The sequence below is a fragment of the Streptomyces sp. NPDC088707 genome (assembly GCF_044752725.1).
Taxonomy (GTDB): domain Bacteria; phylum Actinomycetota; class Actinomycetes; order Streptomycetales; family Streptomycetaceae; genus Streptomyces.
On the sequence record NZ_JBIVLV010000020.1, the window covers coordinates 1 to 22,070 of the forward strand.

At 72.7% G+C, this 22,070-nt stretch carries 22 protein-coding genes; 9 read left to right on the plus strand and 13 right to left on the minus strand.

Translation table 11 applies throughout. From position 1 onward, the window contains the following. Positions 1-182: 182 nt before the first annotated feature. From ACIP84_RS37470 to ACIP84_RS37500, 7 genes are all read right to left on the minus strand, one after another. Positions 183-1,826 (minus strand): dipeptide ABC transporter ATP-binding protein, encoded by a 1,644-nt coding sequence (locus tag ACIP84_RS37470; RefSeq protein ID WP_401804637.1) that lies wholly within the window; start codon positions 1,824-1,826, stop codon positions 183-185. Next, positions 1,823-2,812, minus strand: a complete 990-nt coding sequence (locus tag ACIP84_RS37475; protein ID WP_355962427.1) for an ABC transporter permease — start codon at positions 2,810-2,812, stop codon at positions 1,823-1,825. Before ACIP84_RS37475 ends, ACIP84_RS37470 begins: the two co-directional genes overlap by 4 nt. Then, positions 2,812-3,786 (minus strand): ABC transporter permease, encoded by a 975-nt coding sequence (locus ACIP84_RS37480; RefSeq protein WP_401804640.1) that lies wholly within the window; start codon positions 3,784-3,786, stop codon positions 2,812-2,814. The genes ACIP84_RS37475 and ACIP84_RS37480 overlap by 1 nt, the downstream gene beginning before the upstream one ends. Continuing rightward, a complete protein-coding gene (locus tag ACIP84_RS37485; protein WP_355962422.1) occupies positions 3,783-5,531 on the minus strand; it encodes an ABC transporter substrate-binding protein in 1,749 nt (582 codons plus the stop codon). The genes ACIP84_RS37480 and ACIP84_RS37485 overlap by 4 nt, the downstream gene beginning before the upstream one ends. Before the next feature lie 226 nt (positions 5,532-5,757). After that, positions 5,758-5,901, minus strand: a complete 144-nt coding sequence (locus ACIP84_RS37490; protein ID WP_401804643.1) for an Ms4533A family Cys-rich leader peptide — start codon at positions 5,899-5,901, stop codon at positions 5,758-5,760. A 53-nt stretch (positions 5,902-5,954) separates the two neighbouring features. Then, the gene (locus ACIP84_RS37495) at positions 5,955-7,310 is read right to left on the minus strand and encodes a DUF3152 domain-containing protein (RefSeq protein WP_401804646.1); all 1,356 of its coding nucleotides are present in this window, start codon (positions 7,308-7,310) and stop codon (positions 5,955-5,957) included. Between the two features lie 8 nt (positions 7,311-7,318). Further along, complete coding sequence (locus ACIP84_RS37500; RefSeq protein ID WP_355962416.1) at positions 7,319-8,287, minus strand: alpha/beta hydrolase; 969 nt, start codon at positions 8,285-8,287, stop codon at positions 7,319-7,321. A gap of 142 nt (positions 8,288-8,429) precedes the next feature. On the opposite strand from ACIP84_RS37500, the gene ACIP84_RS37505 reads away from it, so the two are divergent. The 4 genes from ACIP84_RS37505 (at position 8,430) to ACIP84_RS37520 (ending at position 10,296) form a co-directional block, all read left to right on the plus strand. Continuing rightward, complete coding sequence (locus tag ACIP84_RS37505; protein WP_355962414.1) at positions 8,430-8,645, plus strand: hypothetical protein; 216 nt, start codon at positions 8,430-8,432, stop codon at positions 8,643-8,645. A 163-nt stretch (positions 8,646-8,808) separates the two neighbouring features. Beyond that, positions 8,809-9,468 carry a TetR/AcrR family transcriptional regulator gene (locus ACIP84_RS37510; RefSeq protein WP_030320731.1) on the plus strand — a complete coding sequence of 220 codons (660 nt, stop codon included), beginning with the start codon at positions 8,809-8,811 and terminating at the stop codon, positions 9,466-9,468. Positions 9,469-9,594: 126 nt separating this feature from the next. Then, positions 9,595-9,822: a DUF3107 domain-containing protein gene (locus tag ACIP84_RS37515; protein WP_401804650.1), complete on the plus strand. Its 228-nt coding sequence runs from the start codon at positions 9,595-9,597 to the stop codon at positions 9,820-9,822. A gap of 204 nt (positions 9,823-10,026) precedes the next feature. Next, entirely contained in the window at positions 10,027-10,296 is a 270-nt protein-coding gene (locus tag ACIP84_RS37520) for a hypothetical protein (RefSeq protein ID WP_030320729.1), read from the plus strand. Positions 10,297-10,397: 101 nt separating this feature from the next. On the opposite strand, the gene ACIP84_RS37525 is transcribed toward ACIP84_RS37520, so the two are convergent. Further along, a complete protein-coding gene (locus tag ACIP84_RS37525; protein ID WP_055599553.1) occupies positions 10,398-11,120 on the minus strand; it encodes a ferritin-like fold-containing protein in 723 nt (240 codons plus the stop codon). A gap of 482 nt (positions 11,121-11,602) precedes the next feature. Here ACIP84_RS37525 and ACIP84_RS37530 point away from each other — a divergent pair, with 482 nt between their 5' ends. Further along, a complete protein-coding gene (locus ACIP84_RS37530) occupies positions 11,603-14,263 on the plus strand; it encodes a DEAD/DEAH box helicase (protein ID WP_401804652.1) in 2,661 nt (886 codons plus the stop codon). Between the two features lie 162 nt (positions 14,264-14,425). Further along, positions 14,426-15,316, plus strand: coding sequence for an alpha/beta fold hydrolase (locus ACIP84_RS37535; protein WP_401804654.1), 891 nt, complete (start codon positions 14,426-14,428; stop codon positions 15,314-15,316). Positions 15,317-15,337: 21 nt separating this feature from the next. Here the strand turns inward: ACIP84_RS37535 and ACIP84_RS37540 are convergent, their stop codons facing one another. Next, the gene (locus tag ACIP84_RS37540) at positions 15,338-16,267 is read right to left on the minus strand and encodes an NYN domain-containing protein (RefSeq protein WP_355962404.1); all 930 of its coding nucleotides are present in this window, start codon (positions 16,265-16,267) and stop codon (positions 15,338-15,340) included. Between the two features lie 175 nt (positions 16,268-16,442). Here ACIP84_RS37540 and ACIP84_RS37545 point away from each other — a divergent pair, with 175 nt between their 5' ends. After that, complete coding sequence (locus ACIP84_RS37545) at positions 16,443-16,595, plus strand: hypothetical protein (protein WP_086024648.1); 153 nt, start codon at positions 16,443-16,445, stop codon at positions 16,593-16,595. A gap of 116 nt (positions 16,596-16,711) precedes the next feature. Here the strand turns inward: ACIP84_RS37545 and ACIP84_RS37550 are convergent, their stop codons facing one another. The 3 genes from ACIP84_RS37550 to ACIP84_RS37560 form a co-directional block, all read right to left on the minus strand. Then, on the minus strand, positions 16,712-17,317 hold the full coding sequence (locus ACIP84_RS37550) for a MarC family protein (RefSeq protein ID WP_055599557.1): 606 nt from the start codon (positions 17,315-17,317) through the stop codon (positions 16,712-16,714). 284 nt (positions 17,318-17,601) lie between these two features. Further along, positions 17,602-18,465: a PHP domain-containing protein gene (locus ACIP84_RS37555; protein ID WP_401804656.1), complete on the minus strand. Its 864-nt coding sequence runs from the start codon at positions 18,463-18,465 to the stop codon at positions 17,602-17,604. A 105-nt stretch (positions 18,466-18,570) separates the two neighbouring features. Beyond that, positions 18,571-19,209, minus strand: a complete 639-nt coding sequence (locus tag ACIP84_RS37560) for a DUF6758 family protein (protein ID WP_266969022.1) — start codon at positions 19,207-19,209, stop codon at positions 18,571-18,573. A gap of 178 nt (positions 19,210-19,387) precedes the next feature. Between ACIP84_RS37560 and ACIP84_RS37565 the strand changes: the two genes are divergently transcribed. Both ACIP84_RS37565 and ACIP84_RS37570 read left to right on the plus strand, forming a co-directional pair. After that, entirely contained in the window at positions 19,388-20,617 is a 1,230-nt protein-coding gene (locus ACIP84_RS37565) for an MFS transporter (RefSeq protein WP_401804660.1), read from the plus strand. An 80-nt stretch (positions 20,618-20,697) separates the two neighbouring features. Further along, complete coding sequence (locus ACIP84_RS37570; protein WP_355962394.1) at positions 20,698-20,970, plus strand: hypothetical protein; 273 nt, start codon at positions 20,698-20,700, stop codon at positions 20,968-20,970. Between the two features lie 129 nt (positions 20,971-21,099). Here the strand turns inward: ACIP84_RS37570 and ACIP84_RS37575 are convergent, their stop codons facing one another. After that, complete coding sequence (locus ACIP84_RS37575) at positions 21,100-21,684, minus strand: suppressor of fused domain protein (protein WP_030320716.1); 585 nt, start codon at positions 21,682-21,684, stop codon at positions 21,100-21,102. Positions 21,685-22,070: the final 386 nt, after the last annotated feature.

Consider the following 22,070-nt stretch of genomic DNA (forward strand, 5'->3'; position numbering starts at 1 on the left):
CCCCGCCCCCCCTCCCGGCGCGCCGCGGGGGGCCCGCCCCCTCGCCCGGGCACCACCTTCCCCGCTTAGCCGGTGGGGGCCCGGGTGGGTGCCCCCCCCCACCACCGGAAGGGGTGAATGCACGTAACTTTCCCACCCCGATGGCGTTCTGTCGCGGTACGCGCCAGAACGGTCACGGAGGGTCAGGCGACGGCCAGTTCCTGGCGTCCCTCACGGCGCAGTTCCCGGCGTTCCGTCGCACGGACCGGGTCGAGCGAGGGGACGGCGGCGAGCAGTTGCCGGGTGTACGGGTCCCGGGGCGCGCCGTACACCTCGGCGACCGTGCCCTGCTCGACGATCCGGCCCGCGCGCATGACGGCGACCCGGTCGCTGACCTGCCGGACGACGGCGAGGTCGTGGGCGATGAAGACGAGTCCGAGCCCGAGTTCGGCCTGGAGTTCGGCGAGCAGCGCGGTCACCTGGGCCTGGGTGGTGACGTCGAGGGCGGAGACGGGTTCGTCGCAGACGACGATCCGGGGTTCGGCGGCGAGCGCGCGGGCGATGCCGACGCGCTGGCGCTGCCCGCCGCTGAACTCGTGCGGGTAGGCCTCGTACCGGTCGGGGTCGAGCCCGACCCGGTCGAGCAGCTCCCGCACCCGGCCCCGTATCCGGGTCTCGTCCCGCTGCCCCGCCACCCGCAGCGGGTCGGCGATCGACTCGCCGACGGAGCGGCGCGGGTTGAGCGAGGCGACCGGGTCCTGGAAGACCATCTGGAGTTCGTGGCGGTACGGGCGCAGTTCCCGATCTGACAGGGCGCCGATCTCCTGTCCCCCGTAGCGGAGTTCGCCGCCGGTCGGGTCGAGGAGCCGCACCAGCATGCGGCCGAGGGTGGTCTTGCCGCTGCCGGACTCCCCGACGATGCCGAGGGTCTCGCCCGCGTGGAGGGTGAGCGAGGCGCCTTCGACCGCGGTCACCGCCGTGGATCCCCGCCCGAACACCCGCCGCAGGTCGTGGACTTCGAGCAGCGGCTGCCCCTTCTCCGCGGGCTCGCGCACGGGTCCGTCGAGCCGGGGCACGGCCGCGAGCAGCCGCTTCGTGTACGGCTCCGCCGGCGCGCCCAACACCTCGCCCACGGGGCCGCGTTCGACCTCTCTGCCGTCCTGCATGACGAGCACCTCGTCGACGCTCTCGGCGGCGACGCCCACGTCGTGGGTGACGAGCAGCAGGGCCGTGCCCGTCTCGCGCCGCAGCTCGTGCAGCAGGTCGAGGATCTGGGCCTGCACGGTGACGTCGAGGGCGGTGGTCGGTTCGTCGGCGACGACGAGCCGGGGCTCGCAGGCGAGCGCCATCGCGAGCAGGGCCCGCTGCCGCATGCCGCCGCTGAACTCGTGCGGGCGGGAGCGGGAGCGGCGGGCCGCGTCGGGGATGCCGACCCGGTCGAGGACCTCGACGGCGCGGGCGCGGGCGGCCCGCCGTGAGCCGCCGGCGTGGACGCGGTACACCTCAGCGATCTGGTCGCCGACGGCGTAGTAGGGGTCGAGGGCGGACAGCGGGTCCTGGAAGACCATGGCGGCGACTCCGCCGCGCAGCCGCCGCAGCTCGCCGGGGCCCGCCGTACCGACGTCGATGCCGCCGACCCGTACGGTCCCGCCGACCCGCGCGCCCGTTCCCCGGTGGAGGCCGAGGAGGGCGCCGGCGACGGTGGACTTGCCGCTGCCGGACTCGCCGACGAGGGCGAGGGCACGGCCCTCGCCGAGGGTGAAGGAGAGGCCGTCGACGGCCCGTACGGGATCGCCGGACCGGGCGAACTCGACGGTGAGGTCCGTCACTTCGACGATCGGGGTCACGTCAGGACCACCCTTCGGTCGGCGGCCGCGTACAGCAGGTCCGCGAGGACGTTGGCGAGGACGACGAACGTGCCCGTCACCATGACCACGCCCACCACCACGGGCAGGTCGATCGCCTTCACCCCGTCGATGAGGGTCTTGCCGAGCCCGGGGATCCCGAAGAGGGACTCGGTGAGGACGGCCCCGCCGAACATCGAGCCGAGGTCGACGGCGCTGATCGCGATGACCGGCGGGACGGCGCCGCGCAGCGCGTGGCGGGTGACGACGGACCGCTCCCCCACGCCGTAGGCGCGGAAGGTGCGGATGTGGTCCTCGGCGAGGGTCTCCAGGGTGGCGCTCCGGGTGAGCCGGGCGTACTTGGCGGATTCGAAGAGGCCGAGGGTGAGCCAGGGAAGGAGCAGGTTCCAGCCCCACTGCTCGGGGTTCTCGCCGAACGGCACGTAGCTGGGGAAGGGCAGCCACTGGAGGTAGGCGCAGACGGCCATGAGGAGCAGCAGCCCGAGGATGAAGACGGGGGTGCCGCTCCCGGCGAGGGTGAGCAGGGTCAGGATCCGCTCGGTGGGGCCGCCCCGGCGGAGCGCGGAGAGCAGCCCGGTGCCGACGCCGACGACCAGCCAGACGACGAGCGCGCCGACGACGAGGGACGCGGTGGCGGGGAGCCGTTCCAGGACGAGCTGGGTGACCTGCTGGTCGCTCTGGTACGAGAGCCCGAGGCAGGGCGCGTCGCAGTGCACGAGGGAGATGCCGGTGGAGTAGTCGCGGCCGACGAAGACGCCCTGGAGGAAGTGCAGGTACTGGACGGACATGCTGTCGTTCAGGCCGAGTTGCTCACGGACCTGGGCGATCTGCTGCGGGTTGCAGCGCTCGCCGCAGGCGAGCCGCGCGGGGTCGCCGGGCGCCAGGTAGAAGAGCGAGTACACGAGGACCGAGAGGGCCAGCAGGACGAGCACGGCAGCCGCGAGCCGCTTGAGGACGAAGCGGGTCATCAGGAGGCCTCCTTGCGGGTGCCCACGCGCAGGCGGCTCGCCTCGCGCGGGTCGAGGGCCGTGCGGACCGCGTCGCCGAGGACGGTGAAGGCGAGCACGGTGACGAAGAGCAGTCCGGCGGGCAGCAGGACGTACGCGGGGTCGGCCCGGAACCAGGTCTGCGCGGTCGACAGCATCTGTCCCCAGGACGGGGTGGGCGGGGTGACGCCCACGCCGAGGAAGGACAGCGACGCCTCGACGACGATGTTGGTGGGGACGAGGATCGCCGCGTAGGTGATGACGGGCGCGGCGAGCGAGGGCAGCAGTTCGCGGCGGGCGGTCCGCCACGGCTTGGAGCCCGCGAGCCGGGAGGCCGCGACGAAGTCGAGGCTCCTGAGGGTGAGGGTCTGGGCGCGCACGATGCGGGAGGTGCCGGCCCAGCCGAGGAAGCCGATGACGAGGATCAGCAGCAGGGGCCGGGGGAAGCCGCGGGGGACGACGGCGGTCAGCGCGACGGCGAGGACGAGCATCGGCAGGGCGACGAGGACGTCGGTGATCCTGCCGAGGACGCCGTCGATCCAGCGGCCGCCGAGTCCGGCGGCGAGTCCGACGAGGACGCCGATGAGGATCTGGACGGCGGTGGCGCCGACGGCGACCAGCAGGGAGATCCGGGCGCCGTAGAGGAGGCGGACGAACAGGTCGCGGCCGGTGCCGGGCTCGACGCCGAGCCAGTGGTCGGCGCCCGCGCCGCCGAAGGCGCCGTACGGGACGCCGCCGCGGGCCGAGTCGACGAGGTCGTCGTGGTACGTGTTGGCGTCCTGGCCCTCCAGGGCGGCGAACAGCGGCGCGCCGAGGGCGAGGAGGACGAGCAGGAGGAGGACGGCGGCGGAGACGAGGGCGGTGGGGCGGGTGCGGAGCCGTCGCCACACCTGCCGGGCGGCGCCCGTGGCGGGGAGGCCCGCCACGGGCGCCGTCGTGTCGGTCAGAGCGGTCACTTGACCGAGACCTGCGAGATGTCGAGGACGCCGGTCCAGTCGCTGATGACGACGTTCTTGACGTTCTTGCCGACGAGCCGCTTGTAGACGGGGTGGAAGAGCGGCACGTCGAGCGCCTGCTCGCCGATCTTCTTGTCGAGGGCTCCCCAGCGGGCGGCGGCGGCCTTGAGGTCGGTCAGCTTGTTGATCTCGTCGATCTCCTTGTTGACCGCCGGGTCGTTCAGCTGCGCGTGGTTGTAGTTGGAGCCGTTGGTGACGATCTGCCGTCCGTCGAAGATCGGCGCGAGGAACGGGCCGCCGGCCGGCCAGTCGGCACCCCAGCGGGAGAGGAAGAAGCCGGGCGCGTCCTTGACGCTCCAGCGCTTCTCGTTGAAGGAGTTGGGCTGCTGGCCGTCGAGCTTGACGGTGATGCCGGCCTTGCCGAGTGCCTCCTGGACGGCGGTGGCGATCTCGGGGCTCGTGGTGCGGTTCTGGGCGGTGGAGTGGAGCAGGGTGATGGTGAGCCCGTTCGGGTGGCCGGCCTCCTTCAGGAGCTGCTTGGCCTTCTCCGGGTCGCCCGTCTTCCCGGCAGGGAAGTGGTCGTACGGCGTGAAGCCGAAGGCCTTCTGCTCGGGCAGGAAGGTGGTGGCGGGCTCGGCGAGCGCGGAGCCGCCGGCCGCGTTGACGACGCTGGTGCGGTTGATCGCGTACGAGATCGCCTGGCGGACCTTCGGGTTGTCGAAGGGCTTCACCTTGGGGTTGAAGGCGATGTAGTTGGTGAAGCCGAAGTGGCCGGTGCCGACGCGGGCGGCGAGGGCCTTGTCGGAGCCCACCTGGGCGAGCTCGGCCGGGCCGAGGTTGGTGTCGGTGGTGATCGCGGAGGCGTCGGCCCCGGTGGAGGTGGCGAGGCGCTGGTTGATCACGGCCTCGTCGAGACCGGACCGGACGTCGATCTTGTCCGGGTAGGCCTTGCGCTCCTCGTCGGTCTTGGGGTCCCAGTGCTCGTTGCGCTCCAGGGTGAGGCGCTCGCCGTCGTTCTCGTTCTTGACGACCTTGTACGGGCCGGAGGAGACGGGGTGCTCCTCGTACTTCGCACCGGTGTCCTTGGCCTTCGGGACCGGGGCGAACTGGGTCTGGGTGGCGACGAAGGGGAACTCGCCCTCGGGCTTCTTCAGCTTGAAGACGATGGTCCGGGCGTCGGGGGTGACGATGGACGCGAGGCCCTTCCCCTTCTTTCCGTCGGACGCAGCCTTGTACGGGCCCTGGTAGGTGTCGCCGCCGACGAGCCAGTCACGCAGGTACGGCGCTCCGCCGGAGAGTTCGGCGGCGAAGGAGCGCTCGATGCCGTACTTGATGTCGGCGCTGGTGATGGGCGTGCCGTCCTCGAACTTCAGGCCCTCCTTCAGCGTGTACGTCCACTCCGTGGCGTCCTTGTTGGGGCGGCCGGTGTCGGTGGCGAGGTCGGGGACGACCTGGGTGCCGGCGGCGCCCGCCTCGCGGTTGCGGGTGGTGAGCGTACGGAAGACGAGGGAGGGGACGTTGCCGCCGCCGGAGGTGTAGAGCCGGGCGGGGTCGAAGTCGGTCTGGGCCTCGGTGTTGAGGACGGTCAGCGTGCCGCCCTTCTGCGGGGCGCCCGCGGCCTTGCCGGAGGTGCCGCCCTTGGCGCCGGTGTCCTCGGGGCCCGCGCAGGCGGCGACGCCCAGGGTCAGGACGAGACTGACGGCGGTCGCTGCCACGCGGCGCGAAACGACGGACGATTGACGCATCGGAGAAAACCTCTCGGAGGACTGCGGGTACGGGAAAGGGAATTCCACGCAGGCAGCGGCGAGCGGCGGTATCCGAGGGGAATGACCGGGCCTGGGAAATCAGAGGAGAATGCCGCGCCTGCGGGGAGGAGACACCGGGCGCGGAGAATCGTCGGTAATGCGGGAAGGCAGGGCCGACGGGGCGCTCGGGCCGGGGGTCCGCCCGGGCCGCCAGGCCCGGGGGGAGTCAGCTACAGAGAATGTCGGCGACGGAATGTCCGGCCACGCCGATGAGCGCCAGCTCGAAGGCGGCTCTATCGGAGACGACGTGACGGTGCGACATGCCGAGAAATATGAACGAACGCGCGAACGATGTCAACGCGGTTCGCATGATTCCTGAGACGCACGTCTCAGGATGTGATCACCGGAGGAACGGGTCGGATCTCAACTCGCGGGGTGTACCCAGGGGTTGGGACGGCACTTGATTCCGCCGATGTTCAGGGACTTCGTCTGCTGCTGCATCACCGGCGCGAGCGCGCCGGGAGTGGCGCAGTTCACATGGCCGTACCCGAGCCGGTGTCCGACCTCGTGGTTGATGAGCATCTGGCGATAGGCGAACATCGCCTTGGGCCCGAAGGTGTCCGAGCCCTGCGCCCAGCGGTACGCGTTGATCATCACGCGGTCCGTCTGCGCCGAGTCGCAGGACACGTTCTCGGCCAGGGTGTCGAGCCCGGACTTCTCGCACCAGACGCCGGTGGTGCCGGGGCTGGCCAGCGTGATGACGAACTGCGGCTCGCCACTGGAGATGCGCTCGAAGGTCATCTCGCCGTTGCCGGCCCAACTGCGGCGGTCGTTGAGCGTCTTGAACACGGCCGTGGCGAAGAGGTTCTGATCGAGACCGAGACCCTCCTCGACGTCGATCCGGTAGCGGACCAGATTCCCCTTGCCGGGCGCCTTCTGGAAGCCGGGCACGGCCGCGAACTTGCCGGAGCCCTTGAGCTTCGGGTCGATCGGGTACTGGCGGGCGATCAGCTGCTCGTACGTCGGCGGCGGCGCGGCGGTCGGAGCGGCCGCGGCCGGGCTCGACGGGGTGGCACGCTCGTCGGAACGGGAGGCGGAGGTGTCGTCCGAGGCCCGCTCGTCCGGCTGCCCGGCGGCATGGGCCGCGCCCGGTGCCCCGTCCTGGTCGGCGACCTGTCCGGTGACGACGACGGCGAGGACGGTGGCGACGGCGGCGGCCGCGACGCCGGTCAGGGTGCGGCCGAGGCCGCCCCTGGCGGCCGGCTCGTCGGCCTCGGGGAGGGTCTCGCGGCGCGGGCCGGGGATGAACGGCGCCTGCGGAGCGGCCTGTTCGGTCTCCTCGGCGCGCGGCGCGCCGTGCCGTCGGGCGTACGGCCGGGGCGCGGCGCCCTCCGCGTGCGGCGGATGCCCGCCCCGTACGGAGCTTCCGTAGACGGGGACGCCGTGCGCGGGGGTCCCGAGGGCCGCGTGCGCCCCGGTGTCGTAGCCCCCACCGCCGTACCCGGGACCGCCGGAGGCGGGAGTCCCGTGCGCGGGGGTGCCGTACATCGGCGTGCCGTGCGCCGGAGTCCCGTACATCGGGGTGCCGTGCGCCGGAGTCCCCGCCGGGTCCTGGCCTCCGCCGCCCGCGGTCCTGCGGCGGCGTCCCGTGCCGCCCTGCGGCGGACGGCCCGCCTGCGCGCCCGCTGCCCCGGCCGCCGGCTGCGCCTGTGGGGCCGCCGCCTGCTGTCCGGTGTCGGCCACCGAGGGCGCGGAGCCCTTGCGACTATGTCGTCCCACGCCCCGGATCAGCTCCCGCCGTGATCGGCGATCAGGTCCCGGGCGGCCTGCGCGACCGTCTCGGGGTACTCCATCATCGCCACGTGCCCCGCCTCGGGAAGGGTCAGCAGACGCGAGCCGCGGAAGGCCGCGACCGCCTTCCGGGCCATCCGGTACGAGACGAGCTGGTCGCGCCCACCGTAGACGAGGAGGGTCGGCGCGAGAACCCGTTCGGCCTGCCTCCACAGTCCGTGCTGGCCACCGAGGGTGTACGCGTCGACGATGCCGCGCGAGGAGCGGGCCATGACGTCCCAGAAGTAGGGGAGTTCAAGGCGCCGCTCCATCTCCTCCACGGCGTGGCGCAGCCCCTCGTCCGTGACCTGGCCCGGGTCCCCGTAACAGAGCGCGAGGACGCCGCGGACGCGCTGCTCGGCCGTCCAGCCCTTGGTGAGCTTCGCGAAGGCCGAGGCGACGCCGGGCACCGCGAGCAGCGCCGTGGGCCAGGCCGTGCGCTGGGCGCGCAGCTCGGGCAGCGCCGGCGAGATGAGGGTGAGGGTGCGGACCAGGTCGGGGCGGGCCGCGGCGACCCGGGTGGCGACGGCGCCGCCCAGCGAGTTGCCGAAGAGGTGCACCGGTCCGCGCCGCGTGGAGTCGAGGAGCCGGATGACGGCGCGCGCGTGCCCGGTGACCGAGTAGTTGCCGTCGTCGGGCGGCGGCGAGTCGCCGAAGCCGGGCAGGTCGACCGCCTCGCCGTCGACGAGGTCCGCGAGCAGCGGCATCAGGGCGGACCAGTTCTGCGAGGAGCCCCCGAGGCCGTGGACGTACAGCGCGGGCGGCAGACCGGGCTCGGCGCCCGGCCGGGCACGCACGGTGAGGGTGAGCCCGGGCAGCGAGACGGAGCGGAGCTCCTCGCCGTCGGCGACCCGTACGGCGCGCGCGGGGCGCGACGCGGCGGGCGCGGCGGCGGTCCGGGTTTCCGGCAGCTCGGTCGACGACATGGCCGCAATATTACGAGACGATCACGCGCGGAGACGTGTGGGTGCCGTCACAGGTGCGTGTGCGGCGAGCCGCGTGTGCTCCTACGCTCGGAGAGAGGGCCATCGGAGAGGACCGCGACCCCGCAGCTCCGGAAGGAACCTCATGACCGTCGATCCGACCGACCCGGACACATTCACCGAGGAAGAGGACGTCGTGCTGGACCAGGAGATCCCGGAGGCCGACGCTGCCGAGCAGCACACCGAACTGCAGCAACGCGAGGACGAACCGCTCACCCATGTCGAGCGCGACTCGGCGAACGAGGCGGACTCGTCCGAACAGGCACGGGTCGTCACCCTGGACGAGGACGACTACCGCTGATCGGACGACTACCGCCGATTTGTTCGGTTTACTTTTGAATCGACTGTCGACCCGGACGTCCGGTCCGTGAAATTCTGCGTCCGCACCGCGCACAGCCGGGTTACCCAAAAGTACGATGGCGGCGCGCGCGACAGCGTGCATGGATCGATTTTTGGGAGGCCGCGTGAGCGCCATCGAGCAGACAGAGGCAGCACGCCCTCGGGGCACGCGCCTGCCGCGACGTGCCCGACGGAACCAGCTCCTCGGCGCCGCCCAGGAGGTCTTCGTCGCCCAGGGGTACCACTCGGCCGCGATGGACGACATCGCCGAGCGTGCCGGCGTCAGCAAGCCGGTGCTCTACCAGCACTTTCCCGGGAAGCTGGAGCTCTACCTGGCCCTGCTCGACCAGCACTGCGAGTCCCTCCTCCTCGCTGTGCGGACGGCCCTCGCCTCCACCACCGACAACAAGCTGCGCGTCGCGGCCACGATGGACGCCTACTTCGCCTACGTCGAGGACGAGGGCGGCGCCTTCCGGCTCGTCTTCGAGTCCGACCTGACCAACGAGCCCGCGGTACGCGAGCGCGTGGACCGGGTGAGCCTGCAGTGCGCCGAGGCGATCTCCGACGTCATCGCCGAGGACACCGGCCTCTCCAAGGACGAGTCGATGCTGCTGGCCGTGGGGCTCGGCGGCGTCTCCCAGGTCGTCGCCCGCTACTGGCTGTCGAGCGGGTCCGCGATCCCGCGCGACAAGGCGGTCGGACTGCTCACCTCGCTCGCCTGGCGCGGCATCGCCGGCTTCCCGCTGCACGCGGTGGACGGCCAGCTGAGCGCCGAGGGTCACTGAGCATTCCCGCGGGCTGTTCGCTCCTGGCGTGCGGCGGCTGAGCCGTACGCGTCCCCTCACCGGGCTAATGTGTGCAGCGTACGGCGCGGTATTCGCGCAACGCTGACCGTTCGGAGGGACATAGCCGTGGAGGTCAAGATCGGCGTGCAGCACGCACCCCGGGAGATCGTTCTGGAGAGCGGGCAGTCCGCCGAGGAGGTGGAGCGCGCCGTGGCCGACGCGCTGGCCGGCAAGGCGCAGCTGCTCAGCCTCTCGGACGAGAAGGGCCGCAAGATCCTCATCCCGGCCGAGAAGATCGCGTACTTGGAACTCGGCGAGCCCGCCGTGCGCCGCGTGGGTTTCGGCGCGCTCTGAGCCCAGGATCTGCGGGAAGGGCCCGGTGGACCGTCACGGTCCGCCGGGCCCTTCGGCATGCGGGCGCGGGTGCCGTCCCGCCATGCCCTCGGATGTCCGAATGACCACGTCATGGGGGTACGGGAGGATTGCGTTCCGGAGCGCTGGGGTAGGAGGGATCTCGACCGCACCACCCGCCCCGCACCCCTCGCGAGGTGATTCGCTGTGTTCCTGGAAGCCCTCGGCTCCGCCCTGCTCGGTTTCGCCCTGGCCTGGGCCGCCGTGCACCGGCTGCCCGACCGCCTCCCCGTCCGGGTGATCGTCCTCGCCACCGGAGCGCTGGGCGGCGTCTTCGGCGCGCTCGTCACCCACGGCGCCCTCGGCCCCGGCCATTTCCTCGCCACCCTGATCGGTGCGGTGGCGGTGGCGGCGGTGCTGCTCTCGCTGCTGATCCGGCCGGCCTCGCGCAGGCTGCGACGATCAGCGGCGGCGTGAACAGCGCCGCGCGCCCTCTTCCCGTGCGCTGGGAGCGCCTCCGTACGGGAACTCCTCCTGCGGGAGCTCCTCGTACGGGAACGTCTTCGTACGGGTGACGCTCAGGCGGCCAGACCGAGCGCGGCCATGCGCTTGGTGTGGGCCTCGGTGATCCGGGAGAACATCCGGCCGACCTCCGCGAGGTCGAAGCCGTCCGCGACACCGCCGACCAGCATGGTCGACAGCGCGTCGCGCTCGGCGACCACCCGCTGCGCCTGCGAGAGCGCCTCGCCCATCAGGCGGCGCGCCCAGAGCGCGAGCCGGCCGCCGACGCGCGGGTCGGCGTCGATCGCGGCGCGGACCTTCTCGACGGCGAAGTTGCCGTGGCCCGTGTCGTCGAGCACGGAGACGACGAGTCCGCGGGTGTCGGAGTCGAGGCGGGCCGCGACCTCGCGGTAGAAGTCACTGGCGATCGAGTCGCCGACGTACGCCTTGACCAGGCCTTCCAGCCAGTCCGACGGCGCGGTCTGGCGGTGGAAGTCGTCGAGCGCCTTCGCGAAGGGCTCCATGGCCGCGGTCGGCTCGGCGTCGACGGCGGCGAGGCGGTCGCGCAGCCGCTCGAAGTGGTGGAACTCGGCGGAGGCCATCTTCGCCAGCTCCGCCTTGTCCGCGAGGGTCGGCGCCAGCTTGGCGTCCTCGGCGAGCCGTTCGAAGGCCGCGAGCTCTCCGTAGGCGAGGGCGCCGAGGAGGTCGATCACGGCGGCGCGGTACTGCGGCTCGGCGGAAGCCGTCGCCCAGTCCTTGGCTGCGATCCCGGTGGGTGTGGCGTTGTCAGGCGTCTCCATGGAGCGCACAATAGCCCGCTCGGGCACGGGGGGAAGGCGCTGGTCAGTCAGTGTGACCGTGCCCTCATCACCATTTCTCCCAACACACATGCGCGATTCCGGGGTACAGTGATAAGGCGCCTGCTGAGTATGCGGACATGCTTTCGCACGTTCGGACGTATCCGGTGGGCCGACTCATGAATGAGGATGCCCGGTCGGTGGCCCGATCGGCTCCGGCCCGACAGCCCTTCCGGCGGACCCGCGGAAGGGTCACCTCAGCGGTACGACGCTCGAGCGACGGCAGTGGTCCCGTGCCACCCGGCAGCGATCCCCCGATCGCGCCGGCAGTTCCCGGCACGGTACGACCCCCTTCGTTCGCCTCGCACCGCGTCCACAGAAGAGGCAGCACCCTGACTACGACTTTCCGAGACCTCGGAATCCTTCCCGAGACGGCCGAAGCCCTTGAGGCGGTCGGCATCGTCACCCCCTTCCCCATCCAGGAGATGACTCTCCCGGTCGCCCTGACCGGCACCGATGTCATCGGCCAGGCCAAGACCGGCACCGGCAAGACCCTCGGGTTCGGCCTGCCGATCCTGGAGCGCGTCACCGTCCCCATGGACGTCGAGGCGGGCCGGGCGAAGCCCGAGCAGCTGACCGACGCCCCGCAGGCGCTCGTCGTCGTCCCCACCCGCGAGCTGTGCCAGCAGGTCACCAACGACCTGCTCACCGCCGGCAAGGTGCGCAACGTCCGCGTGCTCGCCATCTACGGCGGCCGGGCGTACGAGCCCCAGGTCGAGGCGCTGAGGAAGGGCGTCGACGTGATCGTCGGCACCCCCGGCCGCCTGCTCGACCTGGCCGGCCAGCGCAAGCTCGACCTGTCCCACGTCAAGGTCCTCGTCCTGGACGAGGCCGACGAGATGCTCGACCTGGGCTTCCTGCCCGACGTCGAGAAGATCATCAACATGCTTCCGGCGAAGCGCCAGACCATGCTGTTCTCGGCGACCATGCCGGGCGCGGTCATCGGCCTCGCCCGCCGCTACATGTCGCAGCCGACGCACATCCGCGCCACCTCGCCCGACGGCGAGGGCGCGACCGTCGCCAACATCAAGCAGCACGTCTACCGCGCGCACAACATGGACAAGCCGGAGATGGTCTCCCGCATCCTGCAGGCCAACGGCCGCGGGCTCGCGATGATCTTCTGCCGCACCAAGCGCACGGCGGCCGACATCGCCGAGCAGCTGGAGCGCCGCGGCTTCGCGTCCGGCGCGGTCCACGGCGACCTCGGCCAGGGCGCCCGCGAGCAGGCGCTGCGCGCCTTCCGCAACGGCAAGGTCGACGTGCTCGTCTGCACCGACGTCGCCGCCCGCGGCATCGACGTCGAGGGCGTCACCCACGTCATCAACTACCAGTCCCCCGAGGACGAGAAGACCTTCCTGCACCGCGTCGGCCGCACCGGCCGCGCGGGCAACAAGGGCACCGCGGTGACGCTGGTCGACTGGGACGACATCCCGCGCTGGCAGCTCATCAACAAGGCCCTCGAGCTGGACTTCCACGACCCGGTCGAGACGTACTCCTCGTCCCCGCACCTCTTCGAGGAGCTGGACATCCCGGCGGGCACCAAGGGCATCCTGCCCCGCGCCGAGCGGACCCGCGCGGGTCTGGGCGCGGAGGAGCTGGAGGACCTGGGCGAGCCCGGCGGACGCCGTGCGCGCGGCCCGAAGAACGACCGGACCGAGCGGACCGAGGAGCGCCCGGAGCGGACGCGGACCCCGCGTCAGCGCCGGCGTACCCGTGGCGGCGAGCTCGACGCCACGGCGTCCGAGGCCGCCGCGGCCCCGGCCGTCGAGACCGTGCCGGTGACGGACGAGGCGCAGGCCGAGTCCGGCCCGCGCACCCCGCGCCGCCGCCGTCGCACCCGCGTCGGCGCCCCCGGCTCCGCGCCGGTGAGCCAGGCCGCCCCGGCGGCTCCGGCCGCCCAGGCCGCGCCCACGACGGTCGCCCAGGCCGAGCGGAAGGCTCCGGCCGCCCGCACCGTGGTCGAGGACGCCGCTCCGGCGCCCGTGACCGAGGCCGTCGTGGTCGAGGCCGCCGTGGTCGAGGCCCCGGCCGCCGAGCCGAAGGCCCCGCGCCGCCGCAGCCGTACCGCCGGCCGTCCGGAGGCCGTGCGCACCGCGCCCGCCGCCCCGGCCCCCGTGGCCCAGGAGGCGACCCCGGCCCCGCGCCGCCGTCGTCCCCGCATCGCCCGCCCGGTCGAGGACACCGTGTCGTTCCAGACGGTCGAGACGGCCGCGGCCGCCCTGCGCGCAGCGAAGGCCGCGCCGGTCGTCGAGGCGTCCGTCGCCGCGGCGCCGGTCGTCCAGGCGCCGGCCGTCGAGGCCCCGGCCGAGGAGCCGAAGAAGGCCCCCCGTCGCCGTACCGCCAAGAAGGCCGTCACGGAGCCGGTCGCCGAGACCGTCGCCGCCGCTCCCGTGGTGGTCGAGCCGGTCGCGGCGGTCGTCGCGCCCGTCGCCCCCGTGGTCGAGGCCGCCGCGGCGGTCACGGCCGAGGTTCCCGCGCCGCGTCGTCGCCGTGTGGTGCGGAAGGCCGCCGGTTCGCCGGTGACCTCCACCCCGGTCGCCGAGCCCGTCGTCGAGCCGGCGCCCGCGCCGGTCGTCGAGGAGGAGCCGAAGAAGCCCGCCCGTCGCCGTGTGGTCCGCAAGGCCGCCGGTTCGCCGGCCACGTCGACCGCGGCCGCGACCGTGATCGTCACGACCCCGGTCGCCAAGGCGGCCACGGCCGTCGTCGAGGCGCCGGTCGTCAAGGCCGAGCCGGTCGTCGAGGCGCCCGTCGCCGAGGCCCCGCCCGTCGAGGCCCCGGCCGAGGAGCCGAAGAAGGCTCCCCGCCGCCGTACCGCCAAGAAGGCCGTGGCGGAGCCGGTCGCCGAGACCGCCGCCGTCGAGGCTCCGGCCGCCGAGGAGGCCCCGAAGGCTCCCCGTCGCCGCGCGGCCAAGAAGGCCGTCGTCGCCGAGGCGCCCGACGCCTCGGAGCCGAAGACGCCGACCCGTCGCCGTACGACGAAGAAGGCCGCCGCGGAGCCGGTCGCCGAGGCCGCCGAGGCCGAGGCCCCGAAGGCCCCGCGCCGTCGCACCACCAAGAAGGCGGCGGCCGCTCAGCCCGAGAGCTGATCCCGCCCGCCCTCGTGACCGCGGCCCGGCCCCTCTCCAGGGGCCGGGCCGCGGTCGTGTGATCAGGGACGGTCGCGGCCGTGTGATCAGGGACGGTCGTCGGCGGGCGTCGAACGGGCAGGGGCACGGGCCGTCCTCGGTGCGCGCGGTTACAGTCCAGACATGAGCAAGCCCCGGTCCCTCGTCCTGCCGCCCGGCACCCGCGCCCGCCACCTCGTGACCGCGCGGGGCGACTTCGCCGTGCTCGACACGGAGCCCCAGGGCGAGCGGCGCGGGACGGTGCTGCTGCTGCCGGGGTACACCGGCAGCAAGGAGGACTTCCTGGCCCTGCTCGGCCCGCTGAGCGAGGCCGGGTACCGGGCCGTGGCGGTGGACGGGCGCGGTCAGTACCAGTCCCCGGGCCCCCGCGGGCGGGCTGGCTACCGCCGCAGGGCGCTCGCGCTCGACGCGGTGGCGCAGGCCTCGGCGCTCGGCGACGGCCCGGTCCATCTGCTCGGCCACTCGTTCGGCGGCCTGGTGGCCCGCGCCGCCGCCTCGCTCGCCCCTGCCGCCTTCCGCTCCCTCACCCTGCTCTCCTCGGGCCCGGGCCGGGTCGCCAGGCCGCAGCGCGTCCGGGTGCGGGTGCTGCGCGTCGCCCTCGCGTTCCTGCCGAAGGAGCGGGTGTGGCAGGCGATGTGCTGGCTCGACAGCCGGGGCGAGGAGCCGGACACGGACGACGCGCCGCAGCTCGCGGGCTTCCTGCGGCGGCGCTGGATGCGGACCCGGATCGCACAACTGGCGGGTGCGGGGCGGCTGCTGCTCAGCCGTCAGGACGGGACGGCTGAGCTGGCCGCGCTGCGGATGCCGCTGCACATCGCGTACGGGGCGGACGAGATGGTCTGGCCGACGGCCGCGCTCGCGGCGACGGCCGCCCGCACGGGCGCGCACCACACGGTGGTGGCGGGTGCCGGCCACTCCCCCAACGTGTCGCACCCGCAGGAGCTGACGGACCGCCTCACCGGCTTCTGGGAGCGGACGGCGGCCCCCACCGGGGCCCGCAGCACCGCCCGCTGACCCCGAACCCGCGGGCAGCCGTCAGAACTGCCCCTTGAGGTGCTGCCAGAAGCCGTCCCGCAGGGCCCGCCGGAGTGCGGCGTGGCCGCGCAGGGACCGGCTGAGGAGGCGCTCCGCCTCGACGAGCAGGTCCTGGTCGACGGACCCGGGCAGATAGGGCGCGCCCGGCAGGAGTTCGGCGAGCCGGTCCCGGCCGCGTTCGCCGAGCCAGGTCGCCGCGATCTGGGCGCCGACGAACCGCACCTCCTCGCGGGACGGCGGCGGCTCGCCCTCGTTCTCGTAGGTGGTGACGGGGCGGCGGGTGACGTACGGGCGGCAGAAGTCGAGCTCGAAGGTGCGCTGGCTGTCGACCTCCCAGAGGAGCGCCTCGGCCTGGTTGCGGCCCTCGGCCGCCTCGATGCCCCAGAGGTGGACGCGGGCTCCGTAGCCCTGGGCGGCCTCGACGGCCGAGACGAGGTCCTCGTCGCCGCCGACGAGGGCGGCGTCGCTGATGGCGCGGTGGCGGGCGAGGGACTCCAGATCGGTGCGGATCAGGGAGTCGACGCCCTTCTGCTGGTTGTTGGCGTTGAGGTTGCCGAGGCGCACCTTGACGTCGGGCAGCTCGGCGATGGCCTGCTGCTCGGGGGTGTGGATGCGGCGTCTGGCGCCGTCGTACCAGTAGACGCGGAGCAGTCTGCTGTCGGCGAAGATCGTGCGGGCCTTGTCGATGAAGGCCTCGATGAGGCCCTCGGCGTCGAGGTCGAAGGAGCGCCGGTCCTCGGTTCCCGTCACCAGCAACCCGGCCGCAGCATGGACGTAACCCGCGTCGACGAAGATGGCGTGGGTGGAGGGAGTCTTGGCGACCTCGGCCAGCATCCGCTGGAGGAGCTCATTGGTGCGCTCCAGGCGCCCGTCGAGGGCGCGCAGGCGGGCGTCGGTCTCGGTCACCTGAGTGGTGTCTGCGTCGTTCATACGGGGCTCATTGTCCGCCGCCCCGGGCCCGGCCGCCACACCCTCCTACCCGTCAGTAGTTAGACATCCGAAAATTTTCCTTAGCGTAAGGAATGTTTGCAGGATGCATGTCGTTGGACCCGTACGTAACGCAGTTCTCCATCAGGAGGATCAACTCAGACGAAGGGAGAAGCCTGTGCGCTTCGAAATCCTGCGACTCGACGACATCGACGGCACGCCCGTCGACCGGACCGTCGTGGACGCCGCCTCCGTCAACCGGATCGTGCAGCAGGCCGCCTCGATCGGCCAGCGCATCTGGATCCGCCCCGCCGAGACCTCGGCCTCGTAACAGGCCCGGTCCACACCACGCACCGCGCCCCCGCACGGACTTCGCAAGAGCGGAATCCGTACGGGGGCGCAGTGGTGTCCGGGGCCCGGCGCGCCGGTGGGCGCGCCCCCGGCGCGTCAGGCGTTCTGGATCACCTGCGTGATGCCGTTGATGATCTGCTGCACCGCGATGGCGGAGAGCATCATGCCGGCGAGCCGGGTGACCAGGACGACGCCGCCGTCCTTGATGACCCGGATGATCAGCAGCGAGTACCGCATGGTCAGCCAGAGCACGACGTGCATGGCGACGATGGCGGCCCAGACGGAGACCTGCGCGGCCGCGCCGTCGGCGTTCTGGACGGCCAGGATGACCGAGACGATCGCGCCGGGGCCGGCGAGCAGCGGCATGCCGAGCGGCACCAGGGCGACGTTGACGTCCTTGGTCTGCTTGGGCTCGTCGGTCTTGCCGGTGAGCAGGTCGAGCGCGATGAGCAGCAGCAGGAGGCCGCCCGCGATCATCAGCGCGGGGACGGAGACATGCAGGTAGTCGAGGATCTGCTGGCCGAGCAGACCGAAGACGGTGATGACACCGAAGGCCACGGCGACGGCCTGCCAGGCCATCCGGCGCTGCACCTTGGCCGCGCGGCCGGAGGTGAGGGCGAGGAAGATCGGGGTGATCCCGGGGGGATCCATGATCACGAAGAGGGTCAGGAACAGCGAGCCGAAGACGGCGACGTCGAACACGGTGGGGTGCCTTGCGGGAGAGGTCGAACGGTGGGGTGTGGCCCGGCGGGGCGGAATGCGGGATTCCGAAGGCAGGGCAGGAAGAGCGCCACCCCGCGTCACGGCAGGGAGCCGTGAGGGGGCGGACCAGAAGAGGGCAGGCCACCGGGCAGACCGGGGACGGGCCGCACGACCCGCACCGGACACGAGGCAGGGCACGGAGCGCGCCGGACCTCCCGGCCGAACCGGCCGGGAGACGGGTCCCGCGGAAGGGTCCGGACCCCGTGGAGCCCGGCAGCCGGAGGCTAGGCGGTGGGTCCCCCCGCGCCGGGGACCGGGAAGGCCCCCGCGGCACGGCGGGTGATCTCGCCGTAGATCTCGGGGTCGGTCGTGTACTCGCCGAGGCGGCAGGTCTTGCGGCTGCCGTGGTAGTCGCTGGAGCCGGTGGTCAGCAGACCCAGCTCCTTCGCGAGCCCGCGCAGCCGTGCCCGCGTCGCCTCGTCGTGGTCCATGTGGTCGACCTCGATGCCGTCGAGTCCGGCCTCGGCGAGCCGGGCTATCGAGGCCTCGGGAAGCACCTGGCCGCGCTTGACGGCGAGCGGGTGCGCGAACACGGTGACGCCGCCGGCCGCCTTGACCAGGCGGATGGCCTCGATCGGGTCGAGCTCGTGCTTCTCGACGTACGCCCGGCCGCCGTCGGCGAGCCACTCGGGCGTGAACGCCCCGGACACGTCCGGTACGACCCCGAGCTCGACGAGCGCCTCGGCGATGTGCGGTCGGCCCAGGGAGCCGTCGCCGGCGATCCGGGCGACCTGCTCCCAGGTGACGGGGACGCCGAGCTCCTGGAGCTTGCCGACCATGGCACGCGCGCGCGGGACCCGGTCGTCGCGGACGAGCTCCCGCTCGGCGAGGAGCGCGGGCTCCTCGGGGTCGAAGAGGTACGCGAGCATGTGCAGGCCGATGCCGTCGACCCGGCAGGACAGCTCGGCCCCGGTGACGAGGGTCAGCCCCTCCGGCAGTGCCGCGATCGCCTCGGCGTGGCCGCGAGTGGTGTCGTGGTCCGTCAGCGCGACGACGTCGAGCCCGGCGGCGGCCGCGTTGCGGACGAGCTCGGCCGGCGAGTCCGTACCGTCGGAGGCCGTGGAGTGGGTGTGCAGGTCGATGCGCACGACGCGGTACTCCAGGACTTCGGCACGGACGAGGGACGCTCCAGCATAACGGGCGAATCGAACACGCCCGTACGGGAGAAGCCGCCCGGACCACCCGGGCGCGCGTCAGCTCAGCAGCCTCGGCGTCAGCGCTCCGCACGGCAGGAGTTCGACCTCGGCGCCCGCGTCGCGCAGGTCCGTCAGGACCAGCTCGTCGTACATCAGGAGGCCGGACTGCTCGGGCCAGACGATCGCCCACAGCCAGAGTCCGCGCGCCTCGCCCGCGAAGACCGCGCGGTCCTGCGGAGCGCCGTTGACGTGCCAGAGCGGGGTCGGGCGGCCGGCGGCGAGCACCTTCGTCTGCGGGGGCCTGTCGATCGCCATGCCCGCGCCGGGGTCGGGGCCGTCGATGCCGGCGTACCGGGCGCCCAGACCGACGCCGAGCTCCTCGGCGACCAGGAGCAGCTCACCGATGCCGCCGAGGGGTCCGGGTCCCGAGCAGGCGACGGCGGTCGCGCGTCCACCGCTGCGGTCGTCACCGGCGTACGCGACTCCGGTGAACAGCCAGCCGACGGGCAGGGGCCACGGCATCCACACCGGCACGTGGGACCGGTGCACCACCACGCCGAGGGCCTCGACGCTGGGCGGGATCACGGGCTGGAGCGGGTGCACCGCGCCGTGCACGTCGCACTGCCAGGAGTCGGCGAACAGCCCGGGCGCCCTGACCCGGCCACCGCACTTCGGACAACTGGGTTCGCCCCTCATAGGGCTCAACGGTCCTACCACCGGAGCCCCGCGTCAAGGACGATCAACCGACGATCACCCGTCCGGCCCGTGGCGTTCACCCCCTGCCGCCCGCGGATATAGATGTAACTTGCACTCATTAGTTCCTCTAACTTATTCTGTGTATATCGCAGCCATCTCGACGCGGAGGAGCGCACCCATGGAGAGAGCAGAAGAGAACGCGGGCGGGGGCAGCATCCTGCGTCAGCCGCCGGCCGTCTGGGCCACCGCCGGCGCGTCCGTCGTCGCCTTCATGGGCATCGGCCTCGTCGACCCGATCCTGCCGTCGATCGCCCAGGGCCTGGACGCGACACCCAGCCAGGTGTCGCTGCTCTTCACCTCGTACTTCCTCATCACCGCCGTCGCGATGCTGGTGACCGGCGTCGTCTCCAGCCGCATCGGGGGACGCCGGACCCTGCTCGCCGGACTCGCACTGGTCGTCGTCTTCGCGGCCCTCGCCGGTACCTCGGACTCCGTCGGCGAACTCGTCGGCTTCCGGGCCGGCTGGGGACTCGGCAACGCGCTCTTCGTCTCGACCTCGCTGGCCGTGATCGTCGGCGCGGCGGCCGGCGGCAGCGCGGCCGCGATCCTGCTCTACGAGTCGGCACTCGGCCTCGGCATGGCCTGCGGGCCGCTGCTCGGCGCCGTGCTCGGCGACGCGAGCTGGCGCTACCCCTTCTTCGGCACGGCCGCGCTGATGGCGATCGGCTTCCTGTGCATCGCGGTCTTCCTCAAGGAGCAGCCGAAGCCGGCCCGCCGGACCTCGCTGCTCGACCCGATCCGGGCGCTGGGCCACGGCGGACTCGCCTCGGCCGCGGCGGCCGCGTTCTTCTACAACTACGCCTTCTTCACGGTGCTCGCCTTCACCCCGTTCGTGCTGGACATGACGCCGTACAAGTCCGGCGCGGTGTTCTTCGCCTGGGGTGTGCTGCTCGCCGTCTTCTCGGTCCTGGTCGCACCCCGGCTCCAGCGGCGCTTCGGCTCGCTCACCGTCCTCGTCGGCTCCCTGCTGCTGCTCGCGGCCGACGTGGTGGTGCTCGGATACGGCGACCACACGACCGCGGTCGTCTGCACGGTCCTGTCGGGCGCGTTCATCGGCGTCAACAACACCGTCTTCACCGAGCTCGCCCTCGGCGTCTCCGACGCCCCGCGCCCGGTGGCCAGCGCGGGCTACAACTTCGTCCGCTGGTTCGCCGCGGCGGCCGCCCCGTACTTCGCCCCGAAGATCGAGGAGTGGAGCGACGTCCACATGCCCTTCGTGGTGGCGGGCGTGGCCGCGGTGCTCGGCGCCGTGGTCGTCCGGGTCCGCCGCGCGGCCCTCACCCACGAGGCCGAGGACCTGGCGCCGAAGCACGCCACGGAGGACGGCGTCGGGGTCTTCGCCGGCTGACCGCACCACGGACCGGCCGCCGGACGGGACGGACCCGCCGCGGCCGGTTTGCGCCGGGGGGCTCGGGCAAGACGGAGCCCATGAGAGGCATCGACTCCGTCATAAGAACCGTCGCCCACGTCCTCGTGGGCATCCTGGTCGTGTGGATCGCCCTGGACCTGCTCGACGCCAACCGCGCGAACACCGTCGTCGGCTGGTTCCACAGCGCCGCCGACTGGCTCGCGGGCTGGTCGATCGGGCTGTTCGACGTCTCCAACCACACCGTTCAGGTGCTGCTCGACTACGGCATCCCCGCAGTGGTCTACGTGGCGATCGCCAATCTCGTCGCCAGCAGGACCGCCGCCCGGACCTGAACCGGAGTGCCCGGTGGACGGAACGCCTTCCGGGCATCCGCCGCACCAGCCGCACCGTCCGCAGCGGCCGGCCCCGTCCACCCCGTTCGCACCGTCCGCACCGTCCGCAGCGACGGGCCCGGTGTTCCGTCAGTCCAGATTCACGGACCTGCGCAGTGGATCGCGCAGGTCCGTCCCCTGCGTCAGCCAGCGCTCCTCCAGAGCCTGCGCCCCGTGGACCCGCTTCCACGCCGCCTCGTTCGAGGTCATCGGGAGCAGCGGCAGGAACCGCACCGGGTCCATGGGCTCGTCCAGCTCCAGGTCCTCGACCAGCCCGCCGGACTCCGCGACCAGGACCGAGCTGAAGGCGGCGCCGGGCCAGAGCGGATCGCCGACGTCGAGCGAGGCGCCCGCGGCCACGATGACGCCCTCGACCTGCGGGGTCGCGGCGAGGACCGCGAGCGGGCGCAGCACCTTGTCGGTGTCGGCGAGGCCGGCCCGTACGGTCAGGACGAGCTCGGCGCGCGGCCCCTTGACCGGGTCGGCGAGCGCGGCGGTCGGGTCGGCCATCGGCTGTGCGGACATGCCGAGGGTCGCGTACCGCACGAGGTCGCCGTCAATGAAGCGGAGCACCTCGATCCGGTCCGTGCCGAGGAACGTCACCGCGGCCCGCGCGTCCGGTTCTCCGAGCGCCGTCCGCAACCGGGCCTCGACCAGAGCAAGAACTTCTCCCATGTCTTGAGCATAAAGCGCGTACGGAACGGGCAAAGGAAGGGATTGACCCTCAGTCGGCTGATAGTCTTGGCCGCTGGTCGGGAGTCCCGAACTCCCGACTACTCGTCACACGTCATCCCTCACGAGGGACCGGCCGGAGGAGGTGGGGCTGCGATGGACCGAAGTCGGTCGGGCAGTACCAGCCGCTCTTCCGCCCCGCACCCGAGCCCGGTGCGTACGTACTTCCGGTGATTCCCGGCCCGTATCCGTACGGACCCGCCTCTCCGGCATCTCGCACGACGGAAGAGCATCTCGCCTTTGCCTGTCTGTAGCGAACGCCGTCACCGCGACCTCCCGGTGCCGCCCGCTTTGTGGACGACGTAGCTCCACGTCCCCATTCCGGGCTG

What these genes read in the sequence shown, in the direction of transcription:
- ACIP84_RS37490 (WP_401804643.1), bottom strand. Translation starts at nt 5,901, where the DNA reads ATGCGAACCGCGTTGACATCGTTCGCGCGTTCGTTCATATTTCTCGGC.
- ACIP84_RS37475 (WP_355962427.1), bottom strand. Translation starts at nt 2,812, where the DNA reads ATGACCCGCTTCGTCCTCAAGCGGCTCGCGGCTGCCGTGCTCGTCCTG.
- ACIP84_RS37540 (WP_355962404.1), bottom strand. Translation starts at nt 16,267, where the DNA reads ATGAACGACGCAGACACCACTCAGGTGACCGAGACCGACGCCCGCCTG.
- ACIP84_RS37570 (WP_355962394.1), top strand. Translation starts at nt 20,698, where the DNA reads ATGAGAGGCATCGACTCCGTCATAAGAACCGTCGCCCACGTCCTCGTG.
- ACIP84_RS37485 (WP_355962422.1), bottom strand. Translation starts at nt 5,531, where the DNA reads ATGCGTCAATCGTCCGTCGTTTCGCGCCGCGTGGCAGCGACCGCCGTC.
- ACIP84_RS37565 (WP_401804660.1), top strand. Translation starts at nt 19,388, where the DNA reads ATGGAGAGAGCAGAAGAGAACGCGGGCGGGGGCAGCATCCTGCGTCAG.
- ACIP84_RS37560 (WP_266969022.1), bottom strand. Translation starts at nt 19,209, where the DNA reads ATGAGGGGCGAACCCAGTTGTCCGAAGTGCGGTGGCCGGGTCAGGGCG.
- ACIP84_RS37530 (WP_401804652.1), top strand. Translation starts at nt 11,603, where the DNA reads ATGACTCTCCCGGTCGCCCTGACCGGCACCGATGTCATCGGCCAGGCC.
- ACIP84_RS37500 (WP_355962416.1), bottom strand. Translation starts at nt 8,287, where the DNA reads ATGTCGTCGACCGAGCTGCCGGAAACCCGGACCGCCGCCGCGCCCGCC.
- ACIP84_RS37535 (WP_401804654.1), top strand. Translation starts at nt 14,426, where the DNA reads ATGAGCAAGCCCCGGTCCCTCGTCCTGCCGCCCGGCACCCGCGCCCGC.
- ACIP84_RS37525 (WP_055599553.1), bottom strand. Translation starts at nt 11,120, where the DNA reads ATGGAGACGCCTGACAACGCCACACCCACCGGGATCGCAGCCAAGGAC.
- ACIP84_RS37505 (WP_355962414.1), top strand. Translation starts at nt 8,430, where the DNA reads ATGACCGTCGATCCGACCGACCCGGACACATTCACCGAGGAAGAGGAC.
- ACIP84_RS37575 (WP_030320716.1), bottom strand. Translation starts at nt 21,684, where the DNA reads ATGGGAGAAGTTCTTGCTCTGGTCGAGGCCCGGTTGCGGACGGCGCTC.